This is a genomic window from Streptomyces sp. P5F9 (assembly GCF_057961495.1).
In genome coordinates, this window is the sequence record NZ_JBXVPZ010000136.1 from 1 (window position 1) to 21452 (window position 21452).

General features: G+C 71.2%; 21 protein-coding genes and 2 pseudogenes. 13 read left to right on the top strand and 10 right to left on the bottom strand.

The window, feature by feature from the left end:
* Together AC31A1_RS22265 and AC31A1_RS22270 are read left to right on the top strand one after the other, a co-directional pair.
* A pseudogene (locus tag AC31A1_RS22265) lies at nucleotides 1–370 on the top strand (hypothetical protein); the annotation flags it as partial.
* 119 nt (nucleotides 371–489) lie between these two features.
* Nucleotides 490–1494, top strand: a complete 1005-nt coding sequence (locus AC31A1_RS22270) for an LLM class F420-dependent oxidoreductase (RefSeq protein WP_489654994.1) — start codon at nucleotides 490–492, stop codon at nucleotides 1492–1494.
* A gap of 18 nt (nucleotides 1495–1512) precedes the next feature.
* Here the strand turns inward: AC31A1_RS22270 and AC31A1_RS22275 are convergent, their stop codons facing one another.
* Nucleotides 1513–2085, bottom strand: coding sequence for a hypothetical protein (locus AC31A1_RS22275; RefSeq protein WP_365299908.1), 573 nt, complete (start codon nucleotides 2083–2085; stop codon nucleotides 1513–1515).
* 128 nt (nucleotides 2086–2213) lie between these two features.
* Between AC31A1_RS22275 and AC31A1_RS22280 the strand changes: the two genes are divergently transcribed.
* Both AC31A1_RS22280 and AC31A1_RS22285 read left to right on the top strand, forming a co-directional pair.
* Nucleotides 2214–2504 (top strand): hypothetical protein, encoded by a 291-nt coding sequence (locus tag AC31A1_RS22280; protein WP_489654995.1) that lies wholly within the window; start codon nucleotides 2214–2216, stop codon nucleotides 2502–2504.
* 215 nt (nucleotides 2505–2719) lie between these two features.
* Entirely contained in the window at nucleotides 2720–3559 is an 840-nt protein-coding gene (locus tag AC31A1_RS22285) for a nuclear transport factor 2 family protein (protein ID WP_489654996.1), read from the top strand.
* A 263-nt stretch (nucleotides 3560–3822) separates the two neighbouring features.
* Here the strand turns inward: AC31A1_RS22285 and AC31A1_RS22290 are convergent, their stop codons facing one another.
* The 3 genes from AC31A1_RS22290 to AC31A1_RS22300 are packed head-to-tail and all read right to left on the bottom strand — an operon-like array spanning nucleotide 3823 to nucleotide 7024.
* Nucleotides 3823–4890, bottom strand: coding sequence for a prenyltransferase/squalene oxidase repeat-containing protein (locus AC31A1_RS22290; protein WP_489654997.1), 1068 nt, complete (start codon nucleotides 4888–4890; stop codon nucleotides 3823–3825).
* A complete protein-coding gene (locus AC31A1_RS22295) occupies nucleotides 4887–5621 on the bottom strand; it encodes a class I SAM-dependent methyltransferase (RefSeq protein WP_318016035.1) in 735 nt (244 codons plus the stop codon). The genes AC31A1_RS22290 and AC31A1_RS22295 overlap by 4 nt, the downstream gene beginning before the upstream one ends.
* Nucleotides 5615–7024: a glycosyltransferase family 4 protein gene (locus AC31A1_RS22300; RefSeq protein WP_489654998.1), complete on the bottom strand. Its 1410-nt coding sequence runs from the start codon at nucleotides 7022–7024 to the stop codon at nucleotides 5615–5617. Before AC31A1_RS22300 ends, AC31A1_RS22295 begins: the two co-directional genes overlap by 7 nt.
* Before the next feature lie 210 nt (nucleotides 7025–7234).
* Between AC31A1_RS22300 and AC31A1_RS22305 the strand changes: the two genes are divergently transcribed.
* A complete protein-coding gene (locus AC31A1_RS22305) occupies nucleotides 7235–7867 on the top strand; it encodes a TetR family transcriptional regulator (RefSeq protein WP_489654999.1) in 633 nt (210 codons plus the stop codon).
* Nucleotides 7868–7874: 7 nt separating this feature from the next.
* Nucleotides 7875–8513 carry a maltokinase N-terminal cap-like domain-containing protein gene (locus AC31A1_RS22310; RefSeq protein ID WP_489655000.1) on the top strand — a complete coding sequence of 213 codons (639 nt, stop codon included), beginning with the start codon at nucleotides 7875–7877 and terminating at the stop codon, nucleotides 8511–8513.
* An 11-nt stretch (nucleotides 8514–8524) separates the two neighbouring features.
* On the opposite strand, the gene AC31A1_RS22315 is transcribed toward AC31A1_RS22310, so the two are convergent.
* Together AC31A1_RS22315 and AC31A1_RS22320 are read right to left on the bottom strand one after the other, a co-directional pair.
* On the bottom strand, nucleotides 8525–8758 hold the full coding sequence (locus AC31A1_RS22315; protein WP_393757022.1) for a ferredoxin: 234 nt from the start codon (nucleotides 8756–8758) through the stop codon (nucleotides 8525–8527).
* A gap of 7 nt (nucleotides 8759–8765) precedes the next feature.
* The gene (locus AC31A1_RS22320) at nucleotides 8766–10223 is read right to left on the bottom strand and encodes an aldehyde dehydrogenase (protein ID WP_489655001.1); all 1458 of its coding nucleotides are present in this window, start codon (nucleotides 10221–10223) and stop codon (nucleotides 8766–8768) included.
* Between the two features lie 125 nt (nucleotides 10224–10348).
* Between AC31A1_RS22320 and AC31A1_RS22325 the strand changes: the two genes are divergently transcribed.
* Nucleotides 10349–11374 (top strand): Strvi_7410 family MBL fold metallo-hydrolase, encoded by a 1026-nt coding sequence (locus tag AC31A1_RS22325; RefSeq protein ID WP_489655010.1) that lies wholly within the window; start codon nucleotides 10349–10351, stop codon nucleotides 11372–11374.
* Nucleotides 11375–11448: 74 nt separating this feature from the next.
* Nucleotides 11449–11895 (top strand): nuclear transport factor 2 family protein, encoded by a 447-nt coding sequence (locus AC31A1_RS22330; RefSeq protein WP_489655002.1) that lies wholly within the window; start codon nucleotides 11449–11451, stop codon nucleotides 11893–11895.
* 5 nt (nucleotides 11896–11900) lie between these two features.
* On the opposite strand, the gene AC31A1_RS22335 is transcribed toward AC31A1_RS22330, so the two are convergent.
* Nucleotides 11901–14045, bottom strand: coding sequence for an ATP-binding protein (locus AC31A1_RS22335; RefSeq protein ID WP_489655003.1), 2145 nt, complete (start codon nucleotides 14043–14045; stop codon nucleotides 11901–11903).
* Between the two features lie 211 nt (nucleotides 14046–14256).
* Between AC31A1_RS22335 and AC31A1_RS22340 the strand changes: the two genes are divergently transcribed.
* Nucleotides 14257–15381: a PP2C family protein-serine/threonine phosphatase gene (locus AC31A1_RS22340; RefSeq protein ID WP_489655011.1), complete on the top strand. Its 1125-nt coding sequence runs from the start codon at nucleotides 14257–14259 to the stop codon at nucleotides 15379–15381.
* A gap of 12 nt (nucleotides 15382–15393) precedes the next feature.
* On the opposite strand, the gene AC31A1_RS22345 is transcribed toward AC31A1_RS22340, so the two are convergent.
* A complete protein-coding gene (locus AC31A1_RS22345; RefSeq protein WP_489655004.1) occupies nucleotides 15394–16119 on the bottom strand; it encodes an alpha/beta hydrolase in 726 nt (241 codons plus the stop codon).
* Nucleotides 16120–16264: 145 nt separating this feature from the next.
* On the opposite strand from AC31A1_RS22345, the gene AC31A1_RS22350 reads away from it, so the two are divergent.
* Nucleotides 16265–17140 (top strand): helix-turn-helix domain-containing protein, encoded by an 876-nt coding sequence (locus AC31A1_RS22350; RefSeq protein ID WP_489655005.1) that lies wholly within the window; start codon nucleotides 16265–16267, stop codon nucleotides 17138–17140.
* 58 nt (nucleotides 17141–17198) lie between these two features.
* On the opposite strand, the gene AC31A1_RS22355 is transcribed toward AC31A1_RS22350, so the two are convergent.
* Nucleotides 17199–17969 carry a glutamate ABC transporter substrate-binding protein gene (locus AC31A1_RS22355; protein WP_489655006.1) on the bottom strand — a complete coding sequence of 257 codons (771 nt, stop codon included), beginning with the start codon at nucleotides 17967–17969 and terminating at the stop codon, nucleotides 17199–17201.
* A 436-nt stretch (nucleotides 17970–18405) separates the two neighbouring features.
* The gene (locus AC31A1_RS22360) at nucleotides 18406–19116 is read right to left on the bottom strand and encodes a phosphotransferase (protein ID WP_489655007.1); all 711 of its coding nucleotides are present in this window, start codon (nucleotides 19114–19116) and stop codon (nucleotides 18406–18408) included.
* 282 nt (nucleotides 19117–19398) lie between these two features.
* On the opposite strand from AC31A1_RS22360, the gene AC31A1_RS22365 reads away from it, so the two are divergent.
* From AC31A1_RS22365 to AC31A1_RS22375, 3 genes and pseudogenes are all read left to right on the top strand, one after another.
* A complete protein-coding gene (locus AC31A1_RS22365; protein ID WP_489655008.1) occupies nucleotides 19399–20643 on the top strand; it encodes an SCO2321 family membrane protein in 1245 nt (414 codons plus the stop codon).
* The gene (locus tag AC31A1_RS22370; RefSeq protein ID WP_489655009.1) at nucleotides 20640–21242 is read left to right on the top strand and encodes an SCO2322 family protein; all 603 of its coding nucleotides are present in this window, start codon (nucleotides 20640–20642) and stop codon (nucleotides 21240–21242) included. The genes AC31A1_RS22365 and AC31A1_RS22370 overlap by 4 nt, the downstream gene beginning before the upstream one ends.
* Nucleotides 21235–21452, top strand: a pseudogene (locus AC31A1_RS22375) (energy-coupling factor transporter transmembrane protein EcfT); the annotation flags it as partial. The gene AC31A1_RS22370 and the pseudogene AC31A1_RS22375, both read left to right, overlap by 8 nt.

Below are 21452 nucleotides of genomic sequence, written 5' to 3' on the forward strand. Positions count from 1 at the left end.
GGCCGCCCTCGTCCCGGCCCCCAAGCCGGCCGCCCCGCAGCCCTACGGCGCCCAGCCGCCCGGTGGTTACGGCTACCCGGGCGCCGGTGCGCCGCAGCCGTCGTACGGCACTCCGCCGCAACAGGCGCAGGCCGCGCAGCCGTTCGGGCAGCCCGCGCCGGCTCCGGCCGCGGACTTCTCGCCGTTCTGGTTCGCGGTGCCGGTGGCCCGGCCGCTGTTCGCGGAGGACGGTTCGCCGTCGCCGATCGCCGAACTGGCGCCGGGTACCTGGTACTTGGCCGTGGAGCAACGTGGTCCGGCGCTCGTCGCGCAGACCCAGGACGGCCGTCGCGGCGTCCTCCAGGACACCTCGGGGATCCAGCGCGGCTGAGTCCCCCGCCGGCGTTCACCGCGGCCCCTCGCCCTTCCGGGTGGGGGGCCGTTGTCGTACAGTCGCAGCCGTCGATCGGTTGACTGACAGACCGTCAGATCAGTTGCTGTGGAGGCGATATGCGGCTCGGTCTCGCACTCGGGTACTGGGGGCGCGGGCCCTCCGCCGACCATGTGCCGCTGGCCCAGGAGGCCGAGCGGCTCGGGTACGACTCCGTGTGGACGGCCGAGTCGTGGGGGTCCGACGCCTTCACCCCGCTGACCTGGATCGCGGCGCAGACCTCAACGATCAAGCTGGGTACGGCCGTTGCGCAGATGGCGGCGCGCTCGCCGACCACCACCGCGATGCACGCGCTCACGCTCGACCATCTCTCCGGCGGGCGCGTGCTGCTCGGGCTCGGGCTGTCGGGGCCGCAGGTGGTGGAGGGGTGGTACGGACGGCCGTTCCCCAAGTCGCCGCTCACCGCGACCCGGGAGTACGTCGAGGTCGTACGGCAGGTACTGCGGCGGGAGGCGCCGGTCGAGGTGGCCGGGCGGTTCCACGCGCATCCGTACCGAGGGGAGGATGGCACAGGGCTCGGCAAGGCGCTCAAGTCCATTACGCATCCCCTCCGTTCGGACCTGCCCGTGCTGCTCGGCGCGGAGGGGCCGAAGAACGTGGCGCAGACCGCCGAAATCGCCGATGGGTGGCTGCCGTTGTACTGGTCGCCGAGCCGCCCCGAGGTCTACGGGACGACGACCTTCCGTGACGGCTTCCTCGTCGCGCCCATGGCGCAGGTGAAGGTCTGCGACGACGTGGCCGAGGGCCTTCTCCCCGTGAAGATGATGCTCGGCTTCTACATCGGCGGGATGGGGCACGCGGCCCGGAACTTCCACGCCGACCTGATGGCGCGCATGGGGTACGAGGAAGAGGCCCGGCGGATACAGGAGTTGTTCCTCGCGGGGCGCCGGGAGGAGGCCGTGCTCGCCGTGCCGGACGCGTTCGCCGACGAGATCTCACTGATCGGACCGCGTGAACGGATCGCGGAACGGCTGGAGTTGTGGCGCAAGGGCCCGGTGACGGACCTGCTGGCCCTTGCGCCCGACCCGCACACGCTGCGGGTGCTGGCGGAGCTGAACTCCTAGGAGCAGCTCAACTCACCGTCAACCGCCTGCCAGTTGGCCTGCCGACGGCACCTTGTCGGTCACCTCGGCGCCGGCGCTCTTCCCGGCGTCCTTGACCTTGTTGATGATGTCGTCGAACGAACCCGCCGTGGCGTCGGTGGAGTCGCCCTTGCGCAGCTTGGACGGCAGGTCCTTGAGGGAGTCGATGCCGGCGCTGAGCGGCGCGACCGCCTTGGCGAGCGTCGGGTCGCCCTTGGCGTTCTTCGTGGCCGCCTTGAGCCGGTTGTACGCGAACGCGCCCGCGAGACCCGCCTTGATGAGCGCGAACCTGCGTCCGCTCGCGCCCTTCTTGAACTTGCCCGCCTTCCAGGGCTTCACGATCCACTGGTAGGTGGCACCGGCGGCGAGGCCCGCGTTCGCGACGAAGCGGGTCTTGGCGAACTTCTGCCGCTCGGCGGAGGTGCTGGGGCTCGGGGTGGCGGCGGCCGCAGCCACGACGGCCGCGGTGTCCTGCGTGGCGTCGTCGGTGGCGCTGCCGCAGGCCGTGGCACCGGCGAGCAGGGCGCAGCACAGAGTGAGCGCCACGAAGAGGCGCCGTATCGGTACGGGCACGGGGTCCTCCGGGGTGTTCTCCCCGAGTGGGTGTCCTTACCCCGGCAGCCTCACCCGGCTGGGCCGGTCGCGCCACCCGGGCGGGACCGTACGGGTTTCATCCGGCCGGAAGCGGCAATCCGGTGGGCATGTCCCCCTTCTACCGACGCGGTTCGAATTCAGTCGGCAACGTCATAGTGATCATCGCCGACATCATGGCCCTCATCCTGGCCCTCTGGATTCTGATGTACCTCCTGGACGCCAACCGCGCGAACGACCTCGTGCAGTTCGTCCACCACTCGGCCAACTGGCTCGCCGGCTGGTCCCGCGACCTGTTCACCTTCGACGAGGCCTGGGCGCGCGTCATCTGCGGCTACGGTCTGGCAGCGGTGGTGTACCTGTTCATCGGGCATGCGATCGCGAACCGGGTCTCCCGCTGAGCGCTCCGCGGGAAGACCGGTTTTCGTCCGCGGGCGCGTCGTGGCTGGTCGCGCCCACGCGCCGGGGCCGCACCTGTTGTTCTGCCTCCTGGGCGGCGCCGGTCGAGCATCCGCTGCATTGACGTGCCAGTTCCGCTGTGGCTGGCGCCAGTTGTGCGCGAGCCGGACTTGTAGAGTGGAGTGAAGGTTTTCCGGCGTAGCGGCGAGGGTGGTCAATGCAGCTGACGTCTGCACAGGTATTCCATCACCGGTGGTGCGCGGCGCTGGCCGCCCAGGACACGGCCGCACTGCGTGAGCTCTACCATCCCGACGCGGTGCAGCTGTCGGTGGGCACCGGCCGCACGCTGCTCGGTGCGGAAGCGATCGCGGCTGGTTTCGCAGAGCTCTTCGGCATCGCCGGCGCTGTCGACACGACGGGAGTCGAGAATTTCATCGACCTCGGCACCTCGTTCGTCGCGGAGTCCACGCAGTCGACCGGCTTCGCGCAGGCCACGTCCTACGACGTCTTCGCCCTTGACGGCGGACGCGCCCGCTTCCACGCCGGTGGCTCGATCTCCCCGCGCTCGCCCGCCGCGTTACCGGCCCAGGAACCCACCGCTCCGGGCCAGGCGTTCTTCCGGCGGCTCTGGGACGCCATCAGCACGCAGGACGCCGCGACGCTCACGAGTCTCTACGCCCCCGACGCCGTGCACGCCTCCGTGGCCGGCACCATGCGCGGCGGCCAGGTGATCACGGACAGCCTCCGGCAGCGCTGGCGGCAAGTCGGCCCTCCGCAGCTCAGGAGCTTGTCGTCCTTCGTCGAGGGCCCGGACGCGCTCGCGGTCGAAGGCATCGCGAACCTCGGCTTCGGCCCGGATGTGCGGCTCGACGTGGAATTCTACGAAGTCTGGCTGCTGCGCCAGGGCCGGGCGGTGTTCGTCACCAACGGCCTGATCAGCCCGCGTCCGGCCGAGCTCCGACAAGGTCTTCAGCATTACGCCGACAACCAGATCCGCAACATTCAGACGGTCGCCCAGGGCCTGGCCAATCTCCACGCTCCCCGGTATTGGTACTAGCCGGCGTTGCCGATCTTGCGGTCAGTACAGCGACGCTTGGCCGGGACCGCCACAGGGCGCGGAGGAGCCAACTGGCGTTTCCTGGAGGGGACATGGCTACTGGAGACACGATCTGGCCACAGCCTTCCAGCGCCTCGCCGCGCTGCCCCGCCATGCCCACTGGCAGGCCGGCAACCGGAATCACCGGTCCAACGCGATCGGTCCAGCCCAGCCGCCCGAAGCGAAACGGCGAGGTTGACGGGCCGTTTTTCAGGGGCGCGGGGCTAACAACAATCAGGATCCAGCCCATTCGGCAAATGCTCCGCGCCGAACACCGCACACGTCGCGTCATGGCCCCCCAACGCCGCCACCGCGAGCAGCAACGACCCCGCGGTCCACGTAGTCAACTCACGTGGCCACACCGCATCGTCGTCGAAGACATACCCGGTCCAGTACAGCCCGCTCTCGGAATCGCGCAGGTGCTGAATGGACTGGAGAATCTCCAACGCACGGTCGGACTCACCCAACACCCAGAGCGCAAGGGCGAGTTCGGCGGACTCACCGCCGGTCACCCACGGGTTGGGGACGACGCACCGCACCCCAAGCCCCGGCACGACGAACCGGCTCCAGCCCTCCTCCACCCGGGACTTGGCCTCCGCACCGGTCAACGCACCACCCAGCACCGGGTAGTACCAGTCCATGGAGTAACGGTCCTTGTCCAGGAACCGTTCGGGATGCCGACGGATCGCATGCCGCAGCGCCCCGACCGCCAACTCCCAGTCCGGCTGCGGCTCTTCACGCTGTTCGGCGATCGCAAGGGCACAGCGCAACGCCTGGTGCACCGAGGAGGAACCGGTCAGCAGAGCGTCCGCCGTGTCCGTACCGTCGTCCTCCCGCTTCCACCCGATCTGCCCACCCGGCTGCTGAAGCCGCAGCACGAACTCGACCGCGGCGAAGACCGTGGGCCACAACCGGTCGAGGAACGTGTCGTCACCGGTGGCGAGGTAGTGGTGCCACACGCCTACGGCTATGTACGCCACGAAGTTGGTCTCGCGCCCCCGGTCGGTCACATCCCGCGCGTCACCGTCGGCGTAGGCGGCGAACCACGACCCGTCCTCGTTCTGGTGCCGGGCAAGCCAGTTGTACGCCCGCTCGGCGGCCTGGTGCTCGCCCGCCGCGTCCAGCGCCATCGCGGCCTCGGTGTGGTCCCACGGGTCGAGGTGATGGCCCCGGAACCACGGGATCGCCCCGTCCTCCCGCTGCACGGCGAGGATGCCGGCGACGGTCGCGGCGGCCTGCTCGGCGGTGAGGACCCCGGGCAGGACGAGGTGTTCTGTCCGGGGAGTGGTCACTTGGCTTCCGCCAGGGGAAGGTGCGGCTTGGTCGCGTAGGCCACGAAGCTCTTGCCGATCAGCGGGTTCAGGGCCTGTTCGGCGACCCGGGTGGCGAGGGGTTTCTTCATGATGTCCCAGACCAGGAGCTTGTGGTACGCCTGCACCGGCAGCGCCTTGTCGTTGTCCACGCCGAACGCGCACTTCAGCCACCAGTACGGCGAGTGCAGCCCGTGGGCGTGGTGCGTGCCGTACGGCTTGAGGCCCGCCTCGCGGATCTTGGCGAGGAGTTCGTCCGCCTTGTAGATGCGGATGTGGCCGCCCTCGACCTCGTGGTAGGCGTCGGACAGGGCCCAGCAGATCTTCTCGGGGCCGTAGCGCGGGACGGTGATGGCGATGCGGCCGCCGGGCTTCAGCACCCGGACCATCTCGGCGAGCACTCCCTTGTCGTCGGGGATGTGCTCCATGACCTCGGAGATGATCACGACGTCGAACGACTCGTCCGGGAAGGGGAGTTGGAGGGCGTCGCCCTCCATCGCGGTGGCGGTGGCTCCGGCGGGGGCCTCGCCGGCCTCCTTCATCGCCGCGAACCACTTGGCGACCTCGCGGATCTCCTCGGCGTTCTGGTCGAGGGCGACGACCTGTGCCCCTCGCCGGTAGCACTCGAACGCGTGCCGCCCGGCACCGCACCCGAGGTCCAGGACACGGTCGCCAGGGGCGAGCGGGAACCGGGAGAAGTCGACGGTCAGCACGTGGCCCTGCTTTCGGGAGAGACGCCGGTAACACTGGTCGGAGAAGGGGAAGGAGACGGAGTCGCCGGGGGCGACAACGATGCCGGGGCCGTGTTGCCCGTCGGGCCTGCGGCGATCGCCTCGCGGTACCTGGCCGCCGTGCCCTCCGCGGCCTTCGCCCAGGTGAAGCGGGCCAGGACGCGTTCCCGGCCCGCCGCGCCGAGCCGGGCCCGGAGTGCCGGGTCGCCCAGGAGCCGGCTCAGGGCGGTCGCGAGTGCGCCCGAGTCGCCGGGAGGTACCGCCAGGCAGGTCTCGCCGTCGCGTCCGGCGACCTCCGGGATGGCTCCGCCCGTCGTGGCGACGAGGGGTGTGCCGGTGGCCATCGCCTCCGCCGCCGGGAGGGAGAAACCCTCGTACAGCGAGGGCACGCAGGCGACCTCCGCCGAGCGGACCAGGTCGACGAGTTCGGCGTCCGAGATGCCCTTCACGAAGTCGACGGCGCCTTCGAGGCCGTAGCGCTCGACGGCCTGGGCGACCGGGCCCTCGGTGGGGCGTTTGCCGACGACGATCAGGTGGGCGTCGGGGTGTTCGGTGCGGACCTTCGCGAGGGCCTCGACCAGGAAGACGAGGCCCTTGAGGGGGACGTCCGCGCTGGACGTCGTGACGATCCGGCCCGGCACCTGCGGTACGGCCGGGTTCGGGGAGAACAGGTCGGTGTCGGCGCCGATGTGGACGACGTGGATGCGGTCGTCGCGGACGCCGAGGTGGTCGATGATCTCCTGGCGCGAGGTGCCGGAGACGGTGAGCACGGAGGGCAGTCGGCGGGCGACCCGCTTCTGCATCCGCGTGAACGCGTACCAGCGGCGCTTGGACATGCGCCGGCGCCAGTTCTCGGCCGCCTCCAGCTCCAACTGCCGGTCCACGGTGATGGGGTGGTGGATCGTGGTGACGAGCGGGGCGCCGACATCCCCCAACAACCCATAACCCAGCGTCTGGTTGTCGTGCACGATGTCGAACTCGCCGCGCCGGGCCCGGAGATGGCGGCGGGCGCGGAGCGAGAACGTGAGGGGCTCGGGGAAGCCGCCGGTCCACATCGTCGCGACTTCGAGGGCGTCGATCCAGTCCCGGTACTCGTCGCGCTTCGGGGTGCGGAAGGGGTCCGGTGAGCGGTAGAGGTCGAGCGAGGGCAGCTCGGTCAGGGAGATGCCGTCGTAGCCCTCGTCGAGGACCGGGTAGGGCTGCGAGCCGATGACCTCGACGCGGTGGCCGAGGCGGGCCAGCTCGCGGGAGAGATGGCGGACGTAGACGCCCTGGCCCCCGCAGAACGGGTTCCCCTTATAGGTGAGGAGTGCGATACGGAGCGGTCGCTCGCCGTCGGCTGCCGAGTCCTCCTGGGGACCCGCCTGACTGGCCTCAGCGGTCACTCTGAGCCCCCTTCTCCCTGCACTGTCCCGCGAGATTACGCCGGGACGCTAATCTAGAACAAGTTTCAGACTTGATCGTCCAGGAGGTTCTGAATCTACCGGCCGGTACGGGTGCTGTGAGAAGTGGATCAGGTGATTCACACCACGGCCGACGCCCTGCCATGATCGGTGCGATCACCCGCCCTCACCGACAGTCACGGATCGGGAGCCATGCCAGCGCAAGCCAAGCCCGAAGCCACTGCGCGGACCTCGCCGCCCCTCACCGAGCGGCAGGAGGCCCGGCGGCGCCGCATCCTGCACGCGAGCGCGCAGCTGGCCAGCCGGGGCGGTTTCGACGCGGTGCAGATGCGGGAGGTCGCGGAGTCCTCGCAGGTCGCGCTCGGCACGCTGTACCGGTACTTCCCGTCCAAGGTGCATCTCCTGGTCGCCACGATGCAGGACCAGTTGGAGCACATGCACGGCACGCTGCGGAAGAAGCCGCCGGGCGGTGACACGGCGGCCGAGCGGGTCGCGGAGACCTTGATGCGGGCCTTCCGCGCGCTCCAGCGCGAGCCGCATCTCGCCGACGCGATGGTCCGCGCGCTGACCTTCGCGGACCGCAGCGTCTCCCCCGAGGTCGATCAGGTGTCGAGGCAGACCACGGTGATCATCCTGGACGCGATGGGCCTCGAAAACCCCACGCCGGAACAGCTGTCGGCGGTCCGGGTCATCGAGCACACCTGGCACTCGGCGCTGATCACCTGGCTCTCGGGGCGGGCGTCGATCGCCCAGGTGAAGATCGACATCGAGACGGTGTGCCGATTGATCGATCTCACTGAGCCGGGCGGGGCCGGGGACCGATAATTCCCCCATGGCGATCATCCACCGCACCTACCTGAAGCCCACGAAGCTCGAACTCCTCACCACCTGGCTGCCCACCCGCCCCTGGTATCACGGCTCCCCCGAACCGGAGTTGGTGAAGGCCGGCGGGTTCCGGCTCGACGACCCCGAGGGCGAGGTCGGCATCGAGTTCATGGTCGTCACCGACGGCCCGGGCGCCTGTCTCGTGCCGCTCACCTACCGGGCCGCCCCGCTCCCCGGCGCCGAACACGCCCTCGTCGGCACCATGGAGCACGGTGTCCTCGGTCCGCGCTGGGCCTACGACGGCTGTCACGACCCGGTGCTGACCGCCGGGCTGACGGCGTTCATCGAGGGGCGAGTGGAGGCGCAGGCGCAGAGCGTCTCCCACACCCTGGACCGGGAGGTCGCCCGCTCCTGGACCGTTACGGCGCCCATCCCCGCCCTCGGCGCGCCCGACGACACGGCCGAGGCCACCGAGTTCGCCGTACCGGACGGCCCGACCCTGCGGCTGCACCGGGTGCTGACCCCCGGCTCCACGGCCCCCGAGGACGCGATCGGCCAGGTAACCGGCGCCTGGGCGCAGGCCGACGGCACCCGGGCCCGAGCGCTGTTCGCCACCGTCCGGCCCGGCTGGTCCACCAGCCCCTGAACCAGGGCGAGTTACTCCTCCGGCGGGAACACCGGCTCCCCGCTCCCCAGCAACGTGATCATGATGGCCTCCACCGGACACCCCTCCGCCGCCGCGAGGATCCTCTCGTTGGCGTCGGTCTCCGGTTCGGCCGGGTGGGACTGCATGGCCGCGTCGAGGTGGAAGCGGTCGGGGGCCTGGTGGACGCACTGGGCCGAGCCGATGCAGATGGAGCGGTCGACCTCTACCTGCCAGCGGTCGCCCATCGTCCGGTCACCCCTCCCAGCCGGCCGGGAGGTGGATCATCTTGTGTTCGAGGAACTCGGAGTAGCCCTCGGGCCCGAACTCCCGTCCCACACCGCTGTTCTTGTAGCCGCCGAACGGGCCGAGCATGTCGAGGCTGAAGGTGTTGACGTTGTAGGTGCCGGTGCGGACCTGGCGGGCGATGTCGATGCCGTGCGCCACGTCTCCCGTCCAGACGCTGCCGCTGAGGCCGTAGTCGGAGTCGTTCGCGATCTTCACGGCCTCCGCCTCGTCGCCGTACGGGAGGAGGCAGATGACCGGGCCGAAGATCTCCTCGCGGGCGATGCGCATCGAGTTGTCCACGTCGCCGAAGAGGGTCGGCTCGACGTACCAGCCGTGGTCCAGGCCGGGTGGACGGCCGCCGCCCGTAAGGATTTTGGCGCCTTCCTCCTGCCCGATGCGGATGTAGTCGAGGTTGCGCTGCTGCTGGCGCTTGGCGACCAGCGGGCCGACCTGGGTGGCCGGGTCGAGCGGGTCGCCGACCACGAGAGCGCTCGCCGCCTGGGCGAAGGCGTCCGCGAACTCGTCGTAGCGCGAGCGGGGTACGAGGATGCGGGTCTGGGCGACGCACGCCTGGCCGTTGTTCATCCAGGCGGCCGAGACGATGCCGGGTACGGCGGTCGTGATGTCCGCGTCGGGCAGGACGACCGCCGCCGACTTGCCGCCCAACTCCAGTGTCACGCGCGTGAGATGGCGGGCCGCGACCTCCATCACGCGCTTGCCGGCCGGGACCGAACCGGTGAAGGAGACCTTGTCGATGCCGGGGTGTCCGACGAGGTACTCACTGACCTCGCGGTCGGCCGGGAGGATGGACAGGACGCCGTCGGGCAGCCCTGCCTCCTTCGCTATCTCGCCCAACAGGTAGGCGTCCAGGGGCGTTTCGGGCGACGGCTTGAGGATCACCGAGCAGCCGGTGAGCAGCGCGGGCGCGAGCTTGGCGGCGGCCACGAACTGCGGGACGTTCCACGGGACTACGGCCGCGACCACCCCAACTGGCTCCCGGCGGACGAGGATCTTCCCGAGGACGCCGTCTCGATACTCCTCGTAGGTGAAGCCCTTCGCGACGGTGATCGCCGCGTCCCACACCATCATCGCGCCGAGGGCCTGCCCGAGGATGCTCCAGGAGTACGGTGACCCGTTCTCGGAGGAGATGACGCGGCCGATCTCCTCGTACCGTGCGGCGATCGCGTCCTTGATGCGGGCGACGACCGCGACCCGTTCGTCGAGGGTCATGCGCGGCCAGGGCCCCTCGTCGAAGGCGCGGCGGGCGACCGCGACCGCGCGGTCCACGTCCGCCGTGGACGCGTGCGGGACGCGTCCGATGACCTCCTCGGTGTGCGGGGAGATCACCTCGATGACGTCCTCGCCCAGGGGATCGGTCAACTCCCCGCCGATGAACAGCTGTCGGTGTTCCACGAGCTCGGTCATGGCCGATTGCCTCCCCGGTACCGCTGTCTGACGATCCATCAGATACCAAGACTGAATACCAGTTCCGGTCGATGGAGTCCACGTATAGTGGCCGGAAGGCGGCGATTGGGGAGTCCATGACGTCCATGGGGCAGGTCCACGACCACGGCGGCGGTGTTCGCTCCATCGAAGTCCCCATCCCCGACAACCCACTGGGGACCACGCTCGTCTACGTCGTCGACACCGACCGCGGACCGGTCCTGGTCGACACGGGCTGGGACGACCCGGCTTCCTGGGACACGCTGGTCCAGGGACTGTCGGCCTGCGGGACGTCGGTCGGCGAGGTCCACGGCGTGGTCATCACCCACCACCACCCCGACCACCACGGCCTGTCCGGGCGGGTGCGCGAGGCGTCCGGGGCGTGGCTCGCGATGCACGCGGCGGACACCGCGATCGTACGGCGGGCCCGTTCGACCGAACCGGGCCGCTGGCTGGCGTACATGACCGCGAAGCTCACGGCGGCCGGCGCCCCCGAGGAACACCTCGCACCCCTGCGTGCCGCCCGCCCGCGCAGTGTGCCGGGCCTGGCCCCCGCCCTGCCGGACCGCGAGATCGTCCCCGGCGAACTCCTCGACCTGGCAGGGCGCCGACTGCGCGCGATCTGGACCCCGGGCCACACCCCCGGCCACGTCTGCCTGCACCTGGAGGAGAACCACCCGGCCCGACTCCCGGGCCACGGACGCCTGTTCTCCGGCGACCACCTCCTCCCGGAGATCACCCCGCACATCGGCCTGTACGAGGACCCGGACGACGACACGCTCCCCGATCCGCTCGGCGACTACCTCGACTCGCTGGAGCGGGTCGGCCGGCTGGCCCCGGCGGAGGTGCTCCCGGCCCACCAGCACACGTTCACCGACGCGGCCGGTCGCGTAAGGGAGTTGCTCGCCCATCACGAGGACCGCCTGGCCGGCCTCCTCTCCCTCCTCTCCGAACCCCTCACGCCCTGGCAGGTCGCCGAGCGGATGGAGTGGAACCGCCCCTGGTCCCAGATCCCTTACCAGTCGAGGAACATCGCGGTCTCGGAGGCCGAGGCGCACCTCCGCCGACTGGTCAAACTGGGGCAGGCGGAGGAGATGACGGGGAGCGAGCCGGTGACGTACGTGGCGGTGTAGTCCGGTCGTGGGTGCGACTCGGCCGCGGGTAATTCGGTCGTGGCGCGGCGGGCTCGGCTGATACCAACGACCGCATGGACCTCGACCCCTTGCAACGCCTCCTCGCCGAACGTGCCTGTGAGCGCGTCGTCCTGGACTTCGTCCGCCGCCTCGATCTCGGTGAACCCTCCTCCGTCGCCGAGTTGTTCACGGAGGACGGCACCTGGGAGTGGCCGGACGGCGAGCGGCTCGTGGAGGGGCGGGGGGCGTTGCGGAAGTACTTCGGTTCCCGTCCCGCCGGGCGGCTCTCGCGGCGGCTGATGTCGAACGTCCTCGTCACCCTCACCTCCCCCGACACGGCGATCTCGACGGCGTACTTCACGACGTACCGGATCGACGGTTACCACGGCGGTCAGGTCACCGCCGGTCCCCCGGTCCAGGTCGGGCACTACGAGGACAACTTCCGTAAAGTGGCCGGGAGTTGGCTGATCGCGACCCGGACCCTGTTCCTGCCGTTCGGCGGCCCCACCCCGCGTCACTGACCCCGTCACCGACCGCCCGGCCGGCTCGTCGCGTACGCGATTCCCTCGTCGTACGACATCGCCAGGCCCTCCCGGTATCCCGTCTCGTAGGCGTCGTCGCCGAGGTGTTCGCGGACGCGGAGTTCGCAGGTGCGGCGGGTGGCGATGAGGTCCGGGGAGTCCATCTGGGCGCGGCCGGTGAGTTCCCAGAGCCGGGTGCCGATGCCGAGGAGGCGGGCGGCGCGGTGGGCGTCGCCGGTCGTCGCGACGGCGGCGGCCAGGACGTCGAGGGAGAAGGCCGCGCCGGCCGTGTTGTGCAGCAGGGCGTGGCCGGCGATCGAGGTCCGGGCGCCCCGCACGGCGGCCGGTACGTCGCCACGCGCAAGGTCCGCGTGGGCGATCAGGCAGTCGGCGTACGCCCCGCACCAGTACTCGCCCTGTTTCCGGCTGGCCGTCCGCACCTCGTCGGAGACCTCGCGCCCGCGCTCGTACTCGCCGCGCAGGACGTGCGCGAGGGAGAGGGCGAGCCGGATCTGGAGCTGGGCGGCGCCGAACGCGTCGTCCTGTACGGGGAGTTGGGGTGCGGCGGCGAGGACGTCGATCGCCTCGGCGAGGCGGCTGGTGAGGGCCAGCTGGCCGCCCCTGAGGTAGGCGGCGGCGACCGCGGCGACCGGGGAGCCCTGTGCGCGGGCCGCGTCGGCGCAGCGGACCGCCCAGTTGGCCGCCGCCTCCTGGTCGCCCTGGAGGATGGCGACGGCTCCGCGTGACCACAGGGCGAGGGTGCGGCCGTGGCCCGGGGGCGGGTCGGCGGCGAGGGCCTGGTCGAGGCAGGCCTGGGCCTCGCGGAGGTAGCCGCAGTGCCGCCACAGGAACCCGACGTGGCCCGCCATCTCCACGGCCGCCGTACGGTCCGGTTCGGCGAGCGCGCTGTCGACCGCCGTCCGGAAATTGGCGTGTTCGCTCAGCACGCGCTCGCACCAGGCGACCTGCCGTCCGGTGTTCCACTCGGCGCAGCCCTGCTGGGCGAGGCGCGCGTAGTGCTCGCGGTGGCGTCGCCGTACGGCGTGTTCCTCGCCGAGGGCGTGCAGCCAGTCGGTGCCGTACTCGCGGACGGTGTCGAGCATCCTGTAGCGGTCCGAGATGACGGGGTCGGGCAGGACGATGGACTGCGCGACGAGCCGGGCGAGCAGCCCGGCGATCCGCTCCGGGGCCAACGGGCCGCCCGCGCACACCTGTTGGACGGTCTCGGCGTAGAAGCCGCCGGTGAAGACGGACAGCCGCGCCCACAGCAGGCGTTCCAGCGGCGCGCAGAGTTCGTGGCTCCAGCCGATGGCGGTGCGCAACGTCTGGTGGCGGGGCGGGCGTTCACCTGGGGCGGAGGCCAACAGGTCCAGGGGCGAGGGCAGATCGGAGGGTGAGGGCAGGCGTTCGCCGAGGCGGGTGTGGAGCTGGTCGAGGGTGAGGTCGGCGAGGCGGGCGGCGGCGAGTTCGAGGGCGAGGGGGATGCCGTCGAGGCGCCGGCAGACGGCGGCGGCGATCGCGCGGCCGGCCACGTCGTCGTCGCTCAGCGGGCGTCCGGCGTCGGCGGCGCGCTCGGCGAACAGGACCACGGCGTCACCGGCGGAGGCATTCTCGCCGGCGCCGCCGTCCACGGGGAGCGGTTCGAGGTGGAGGACCTCCTCGCCGGGCAGGGCGAGCCGTTCCCGGCTGGTGACGAGGACGCGCAGCTCGGGTGCCCGGGAGAGCAGCGCGGCGGCGACCTTCGCGCAGTCGGCGAGGAGGTGCTCGCAGGAGTCGAGGACGATCAACAGCCGTTTGCGGTGTGCCCATTCGGCGATGACGTCGATCACGGGGCGGGTCGACTGATCGGCGAGCCGCAGGGTCTCCATGACGGCGAGGTCGACGAGCCCAGGCGTATGCAAGGGCGACAACTCGGCCAACCACACACCGTCGGGATACGCGTCCCGGACCTCCGCCGCCGCGCGCAGGGCAAGGCGCGTCTTACCGACCCCACCGACCCCGACCACGCTCACCAGCCGCCCCGCCGGACCGGCCCCCGGGTCCAACGCGGCCTGAAGCAGGGCGAGTTCGGTGCGCCGCCCGACGAAACTATGGGTCTCGGGCGGCAGATTCCCGAGGTTCCCGGGGTTCGGGTGAGTCGTGTCCGGCACGAGGCCCAGTGTGTCCGCACACCACCGACTCCATGCGCGTGTCCCGGAACGCGGTCCACGGCTGCCCGGAACAGTCGCAACACCACCGAAATAGCCGCCCTTTATGACCATGTGCAGGGCACTTTCGACACTCCGTGATCGAGAGGTGATCAACTCCCGGTTGACGCAGGTGAGGAGACGAAAATTCAGCGATCGTCATGGCGTGAACGTGATGAATGGGGGACGCCGAGTCCGCGGGGCGACGACGGGAGTCCGCACGCTACGGGCGGGATTCCGCAAGGCACCGGCGGGGCTCCTCGCCGGCCCGATGGGCTTTCTCGTCGCCCCCGTCGGCTGTCTGCTCGCGGCTACCCCGGGGCTGTTGATCGGGCGGGTGCAGCCGATCCTGCCGTTGCTGGTGATCGGGCCGTTGATGGCCGCGACGTTCCTGGGCGCCAGGCGTACGTTCCTCGTCAGTTGCTGGACGATCCTGCTCGCGCTCGCGGCGGGGCTCGGCGCCGGGACGCAGGTGAGTGCCGGGTTCGCCGTCCGGTGGGGCGGGCTGCTGCTGGGCTGCGCGTGCAGTGTGTACGCGGCGTGGCAGCGCGGACGGTTGCGGGAGCGGCTCGCGGAGGTGCGGGAGGTGGCCCGGATCACCCAGGAGGCGATTCTGCGGCCCGTCTCCCGCAGCCTCTCCGGGACGCATGTCTCCACCCGGTACCACTGCGCGAGCCGGGAGTCGTCCGTCGGCGGCGATCTGTACGACCTCGCGGTGACACCGTACGGCCTGCGTGTGCTGGTCGGTGACGCGCGCGGGCACGGGCTCGACGCGCTGCGCACGGCGTCCGACACGGTCACCGCCTTCCGCGAACTCGCCTACACCGCCCCGGATTTGGCGACCCTCGCGAGGGGACTCGACACCCGCCTCTCTCCTCATCTCGCCCCCGAGGACTTCGTCACCGCCGTGCTGGTGGAGTTCGGGCCGGGTGAGGTGCGGCTGGTCAACTGCGGCCATCCGGCGCCCCTTCGCTCCGGGCAGCGGCTGGAACTGCTCGAACCCCGGGTGCCCGCCCTGCCGTTGGGCCTGCACCCGGAGCCGCGGCAGTACCGGGTCCGTCTCCAGCCCGGTGACCGCCTTCTCCTCTACACGGACGGCCTCACTGAGTCCCGCGCCCCGGACGGCACCCCGTTCGCCCTCCTCACCGAGTCCGCCATCGCCCTGAGCGAGCCGACGCCGGACGCCGCCCTGAACGCCCTGTACGAGCGGCTGCTCGCCCACACCGGCGGGCCGCCCACCGACGACCTGGCACTCGTGCTGTGCCAGCCGACGGGGGTGACCGCGCCGGTGCGGGTCTGAGGCCCGGCGGGTTCAGCCCAACTTGAGGAGCAGGTCGGTGAGTTCGGCCGGCTTGGTGATCATGCAGTCGTGGCCGGTCTCCAGTTCCCACACCTGGGCCGGGGTGCCGTTGGGCTGGATCGCCGGGACGGGCCGGCGCTCGAAACCTTCCGGTTCGCTGCCCACGCAGTGGATATGGGTGCGGGGGATCGCGTTCGCGGCGGGGTTGTCCAGCCGTACGGGCTGCTGGAGGCAGAGCGCCGGCTGGTCCGTGACCATCGTGCGCAGCCAGGCCACGTCCGCCGGATCGGTGACCCCGAACAGGCCGCCGGGCGGCGGGAGTTCGGGCAGCGGCGGGATCCGCCAGGGGGTGTCGGACCGCGCGGCCAGGTCGATCAGGACCTGGGTCACGGGCAGGATGTCCGTCGCGCTCTCGCCGTCCACCGGGACCATCGCGTCGAGGTAAACGAGCTGGGCGATCCGGTCCGGGAGCGTGTTGGCCGCGCCCGAGACGACCAGCCCCGCGTAACTGTGCCCCACGAGGACCACGTCCGTGAGGTCCTCCTCGGTGATCAGCCCGACGACGTCCTCGACGTGGGTGTCGAGACCCACCTCGGGGCCGAGCAGGTGCGCCCTGTCGCCGTAGCCGGTGAGGGACGGTGCGAACACCCGGTGCCCGGCAGCCGTCAGCAGCGGGACCACCCGGTCCCAGGCCCGCCCGCTGTGCCAGGCGCCGTGTACCAGTAGGTATGTGGACATCGTGTCGCTCCTTGGTGTGGTGGCCGGGGTTGCCGCGTGGCCACCGACGACGCTGCCGCCCGCCCCGCACCCCAGCCAGGGTCCCGCCGACCCTGGGGGTGACAGGACCAGGCAGGCCCCCACCCGCCCGATCTACAGTGAGGAGATGGCCGACGAACCGAACCTGCTGGGTGAGTACGTGCGCGCCCGCCGTGAACTCGTCACGCCCGAACAGGCCGGTATCCCGGCCTTCGGGGTCCGCCGCGTGCCGGGCCTGCGCCGCGAGGAGGTCGCGATGCTCGCCGGCATCAGCGCCGACTACTACCTGCGCCTTGAGCAGGGCCGCGACCGCAACCCCTCCGCGCAGGTCCTCGAAGCCATCGCCCGGGTGCTGCGGCTCGACGGCACCGCGACGGCCCACCTGCTGCGCCTGGGCGCCGGCGGGCCCCGCAGGCAGCGCACCCGCCCCCAGCGCCGTAGGGAGACGGTCCCGCCGAGCATCACCAAGCTGCTCACGACGCTCCCGCTCCCGGCCCTGGTCGAGGGCCGCTACTTCGACGTCCTCGCCGCCAACACCCTCGCGACCGCCCTGTCACCGCGCTTCACAGCGGGAGCCAACCGCCTGCGTTCCCTGTTCCTCGACCCCGCCGAGCAGGCGCTCCACCCGCAGTGGGAGAAGTCCAGCGGAGGCATCGTCGCGGCCTTCCGCGAGGCGGTCGGCACCGACACCGACGACCCCCGGTTCATCGAGCTGGTCGGCGAACTCTCCCTCGCCAGCCCCCTGTTCAGCCGGCTCTGGGCCCGCCACGACGTACAGTCCTGCGAGGGCGCGCCCAAGTATCTCGACCACCCCCAGGTCGGCGCCCTCCACCTGAACCGCGAGCGCCTGAGCATCGACGGCGCCCCGGGCCAGACCCTCGTCATCTACCACCCGGACCCGGGCACCGACGCGGCCGACAAGCTCGCCCTCCTGGCCTCCGCGATCCGGACACCGGCCCCCGTCTCGGCGGACAGGAAGGGCGCGGGGAGCGCGGTGCGATGACAGCCGACGTGCGCCCGTTCACCGACGGGGCGCGGTAAGTCGCGACAGCGCGGCGCGGTCAGTCCGCGTAACGCGGCGCGGGCGGATAGAAGTCCCCGTACGGGCCCAACCACCGTTCGTGCAGGGCCCGGAGGGCACCCGTGGCGCGCAGGTGCGCGAGCACGCCGTTGACGAAGCGGACGAGTTCCGGCGTCTTCTTCGAGACGGCGATGCCGTGCGGCTCGTAGGTGAAGCGCGGGCCGGTGATACGGGTGGCGGGGTCCTGGGCGCTCAGTCCGGCGAGGACGTTGTCGGTGGTCGACACGGCGGCCACGTCGCCCTGTTGCAGCTGGAGGAGGCAGTCGGTCCAGTCGGCGACGGCGACAGGCCGTACCGCCGGGCGGGCGCGGCGCAGCTCGGTCAGTGAGGTGGTGCCCTTGGCCGTGCACACCTTCTGTCCGGCGAGATCGGCCAGGGTCTTCACCGGCGAGGTGTCCGTGACGAGGACGCGCTGGCCGGAGTCGAGGTAGTCGCTGCTGAACAGCACCTGTTCCATGCGTTCGCAGGTGATCGTCATGGAGTGGGCGACGAGGTCGACCTCGCCGCGTCGCAGTATCCCGATGCGTTGCGCGGACGGCACGGTCCTGAACTGCACCCGGTCCGGCTGCCCGAACAGGGCACGGGAGATCTCTCGCACCAGGTCGATGTCGAGCCCGGTCAGCTGTCCGGTGTCGGAGTCGCGATAGCCGAAGAGATAGGTGTTCTGGTCCACACCCACGATCAGCCGCCCGCGCGCGACGATCCGCGCCATCGCCGTACCGCTCGGCATCCGGCCACCCGGCGTCGGCATGTGCCCCAACGGCTTCAACGACCGCAGCGGATCGCAGTCCCCACCGGTCGCCGCTCGTGCGCTCGCGGAAGCGGAAACGGACGCGGAGCCAGACCCAGACCCAGACCCGGAAGCAGACGTAGCCGCAGACGCAGACGCAGACGCAGACGCGCTGTCGGCAGACGTACGCGCCCCGGCGGATGGACGGCGCTGCGGGACGGACGACTCCGTGCAGGACACCGCCAGCCCCATCACGGCCAGCGATGCCACCACCACGGCAGGGAGCCGCCGGCGAAACGGGCCCCGACCGATCCCCGCGACGGCCGGCGACCGTCCCTCGTCTCCCCGTGCCCGAAGTTCCCTCACACTGCCTCGCAGTCCTCGGAACCCGGCCGAAGACGCCGTCCGGCGCCCTGGCCTGTCACACCCTCGTCGGCGGTGACGCGTTCACGTTGATTCACGGTTCCCGCATAGCCGCCAGCGACAGCACCAACTCCTCGGCGGCACCGAGGAGTTCGACCTCGCGCGGAGTCATCGTCGGATTGACCGCCCGCCTCCGCCTCGCTTCCGTCAACCCTTCCCCCGTGAGCCCGGAAGGATCCGCGAGCAGCGAGACGAGTATCGCGCGGGCCGGTTCGGCGACCGGCTGATCGTCGTCCACGGCGACCTGGGCGAGGATGATCGCGGAGAGCCCCCAGTCCAGCCCGGGGTCGCCGTCCTCCGCCGTAGCCCAGTCGATGACGCGCGGGCCGTCCGGGGTGAGCAGCACGTTCTCGGGGTGAAGGTCGAGATGCAGCACCCGGGTTCCGGGCCGCCGACCGGGGACGGCGTGCAACTGCCGTAGCAGAGAAGCGAGTACGGTCCCGGCCTCCACCTCGTCGACCGCGCCCGCGACGATCGCCTCCACCATGGTGGGCCCGGTCAGCCGCTCCATCACGAGATCGGTACGCGCGGTGCGCGAGGTGCGCGAGGTACCCGAGCCCTCCATGCGCACCCGGGGCACGGGATAGCCGTAGGCCCGCACATGTTCCATCACCGCGCCCTCGGCCGCCGCGTCCCCCCAGTCCTCGCGGTTGCGGCGCAGCACCCACGCCTCGTCGATCTCGTAGACGTCGGCGGTACGGCCGGAGCCGATCAGTTTCCCAGGCGCTTTCCCCGTGGCTGGCATGGCCAGAACCTACCGGGGCCGGTGGACCGGGCAACCCCTGCTCACAGCGGGGGCTCAAGTTCCCCGTACAGTGGCCGGGTCGTCATCACACCCGTACGGGAGGAAGCCGGTGCAATTCCGGCGCTGACCCGCAACCGTGATCCGGTCCCCCAGGGGCCCGGTGAGCCGGACCGCCCCGTACGGCACGTGACCGGTTCACACGCACCGTCGAGGAATACGGAGCCGAGCCGCCCGGGGGTCCCCGCGCTGCCGTGCTCCCCGCAGGGAAGGCACCCGCCGATCATGAACGTCCGCCGCAGCGCCGCGGTCCTGGCCACCCTCGTCACCATGATGACGGCGACCCCGGCCGTCGCCGCCGGTCCGTCGCCCTCGCCGTCCGCGGCGATACCCGCCGGGCTCTACGGCACCTCCGACCCGACCTACGACGGCGTCTGGCGCCAGTCCCTCGCGCTGCTCGCGCAGGACGCGGTGGGCGTGGAGCCCGCCGACAAGGCGGTGACGTGGCTGGTCGGCCAGCAGTGCGCCGACGGCGCCTTCGCCGCGTTCCGGGCCGACCCCGCCAAGGCCTGCGACGCCAAGGTCATGGTCGACACGAACAGCACGGCCGCCGCCGTACAGGCCCTCGCGAACGACGGCCGCGGGGACTCCGCCGTCACCAAGGCCGTCACGTGGCTGAAGTCGGTCCAGAACGCCGACGGCGGCTGGGGCTACTCCCCCGGCGGGGCCAGCGACGCGAACTCCACCTCCGTCGTCATCGGCGCGCTCGCGGACGCGGGCGTGACCGTGCCGAACCTCCAGAAGGACGGCAAGTCCCCGTACGACGCCCTGCGGAAGCTCGCGCTGCCCTGCGACGGCGGCGCGGACGCGGGCGCCTTCGCCTACCAGCCGGACAAGAAGGGCAGGCTCGCGGCCAACGCGGACGCGACCGCGGCGGCCGTGCTGGGCCTCTCCGGCGAGTCACTGCCCGGCAGCCGACAGGACGACGCCGACGCGCCCGCGACGTGCGAGAAGTCCGGCGACGATCCCTTGCGGGCGGCGGACAACGGCGCCGCGTGGCTCGCCCACGCCATGGCGAGGACCGGCCACCTCACCACCGCACTCCCCGGCGCCAAACCCCAGCCCGACTACGGCAACACGGCCGACGCGATCGTCGCCCTGTCCTCCCTCGGCCTGCACGACCAGGCCGCCAAGCCCCTGCACTGGCTGGAGACCCACTCCAGCTCCTGGGCCACGCAAGGCGGTCCGGCCGCCTACGCCCAGCTCGTCTTCGTGGCGACCACCGCGAAGGGCGCCGACGTCCACGACTTCGGCGGCCAGAACCTCGTCACCCTCCTCGACGCGACGGGCCCGACCCCGAAGTCGATCGACGAGCCGCAGACAGCCGGCCCGAGCGACAAGGCGGCCACCGACGACAACGACGGTTCCCTGAACGCCACTTGGACGATCGCCGGCGGCATCCTCGTCCTCGCCGCGATCATCGCCGCCGTCCTGATCACCCGCGGCCGGAAGCGCGGCCAACAACAGTGACCCGCCGCCTCGTCCTCCTCCTGCCGGCCCTGCTCCTCATCCTCGGCAGCGCGGGCCACGCCCAGGCAGCCGGTTACCGCTACTGGTCCTTCTGGGACCGCACCGGCACCCACTGGACCTACGCCACGCAGGGCCCCTCCACCACCCGCCCGGACGACGGCACCATCCAGGGCTTCCGCTTCGCGGTGAGCGAGGACTCGGCGAACGCGAAGCAACCCCGCCTCACATCACCCGACTTCGCAGCGATCTGCGCCAACTCCCCCGCCACACAAGGCAAGAAGCGCATCGCCCTGATCATCGACTTCGGCACAGGCTCCGACGCCCCCGCCCTCCGCACGGCCTGCGCGACAGTCACCCCCGACGCGACAACAGCAGAGGCGCTGGCCACGGTCGCCAAACCCCTGCGCTACAACACAGCCGCCCTACTGTGCGCAATCGCCGACTACCCGAAACAGGGCTGCGCCGACCAGGTAACCGACCAGAAGAAGACCCCAACACCCCACCACGGCCCGTCAGTCGGCCTCCTGGCAGGAGCAACGGCAGTAGCCCTACTGGCCGCAGCAGCAGTATGGCGAAGCCGACGGCGAAACCATGACTAAAAACCCCGGCACGCGCAACCCCGTCCTTAAGGGGCGCGGGGAACTGCGCGACCAGCCCCCACGGCGCAGCAGCCAAAAACGAACCCCCAACAACACCCTGCACCCAGGAGCTTGGTGGACCTGGTCCCTCGGCCTAGCCACAGCCGCCACCCGAACCACCAACCCCCTCCTCCTAACCCTCCTGATCACCGTCACGGCATACGTAGTAGC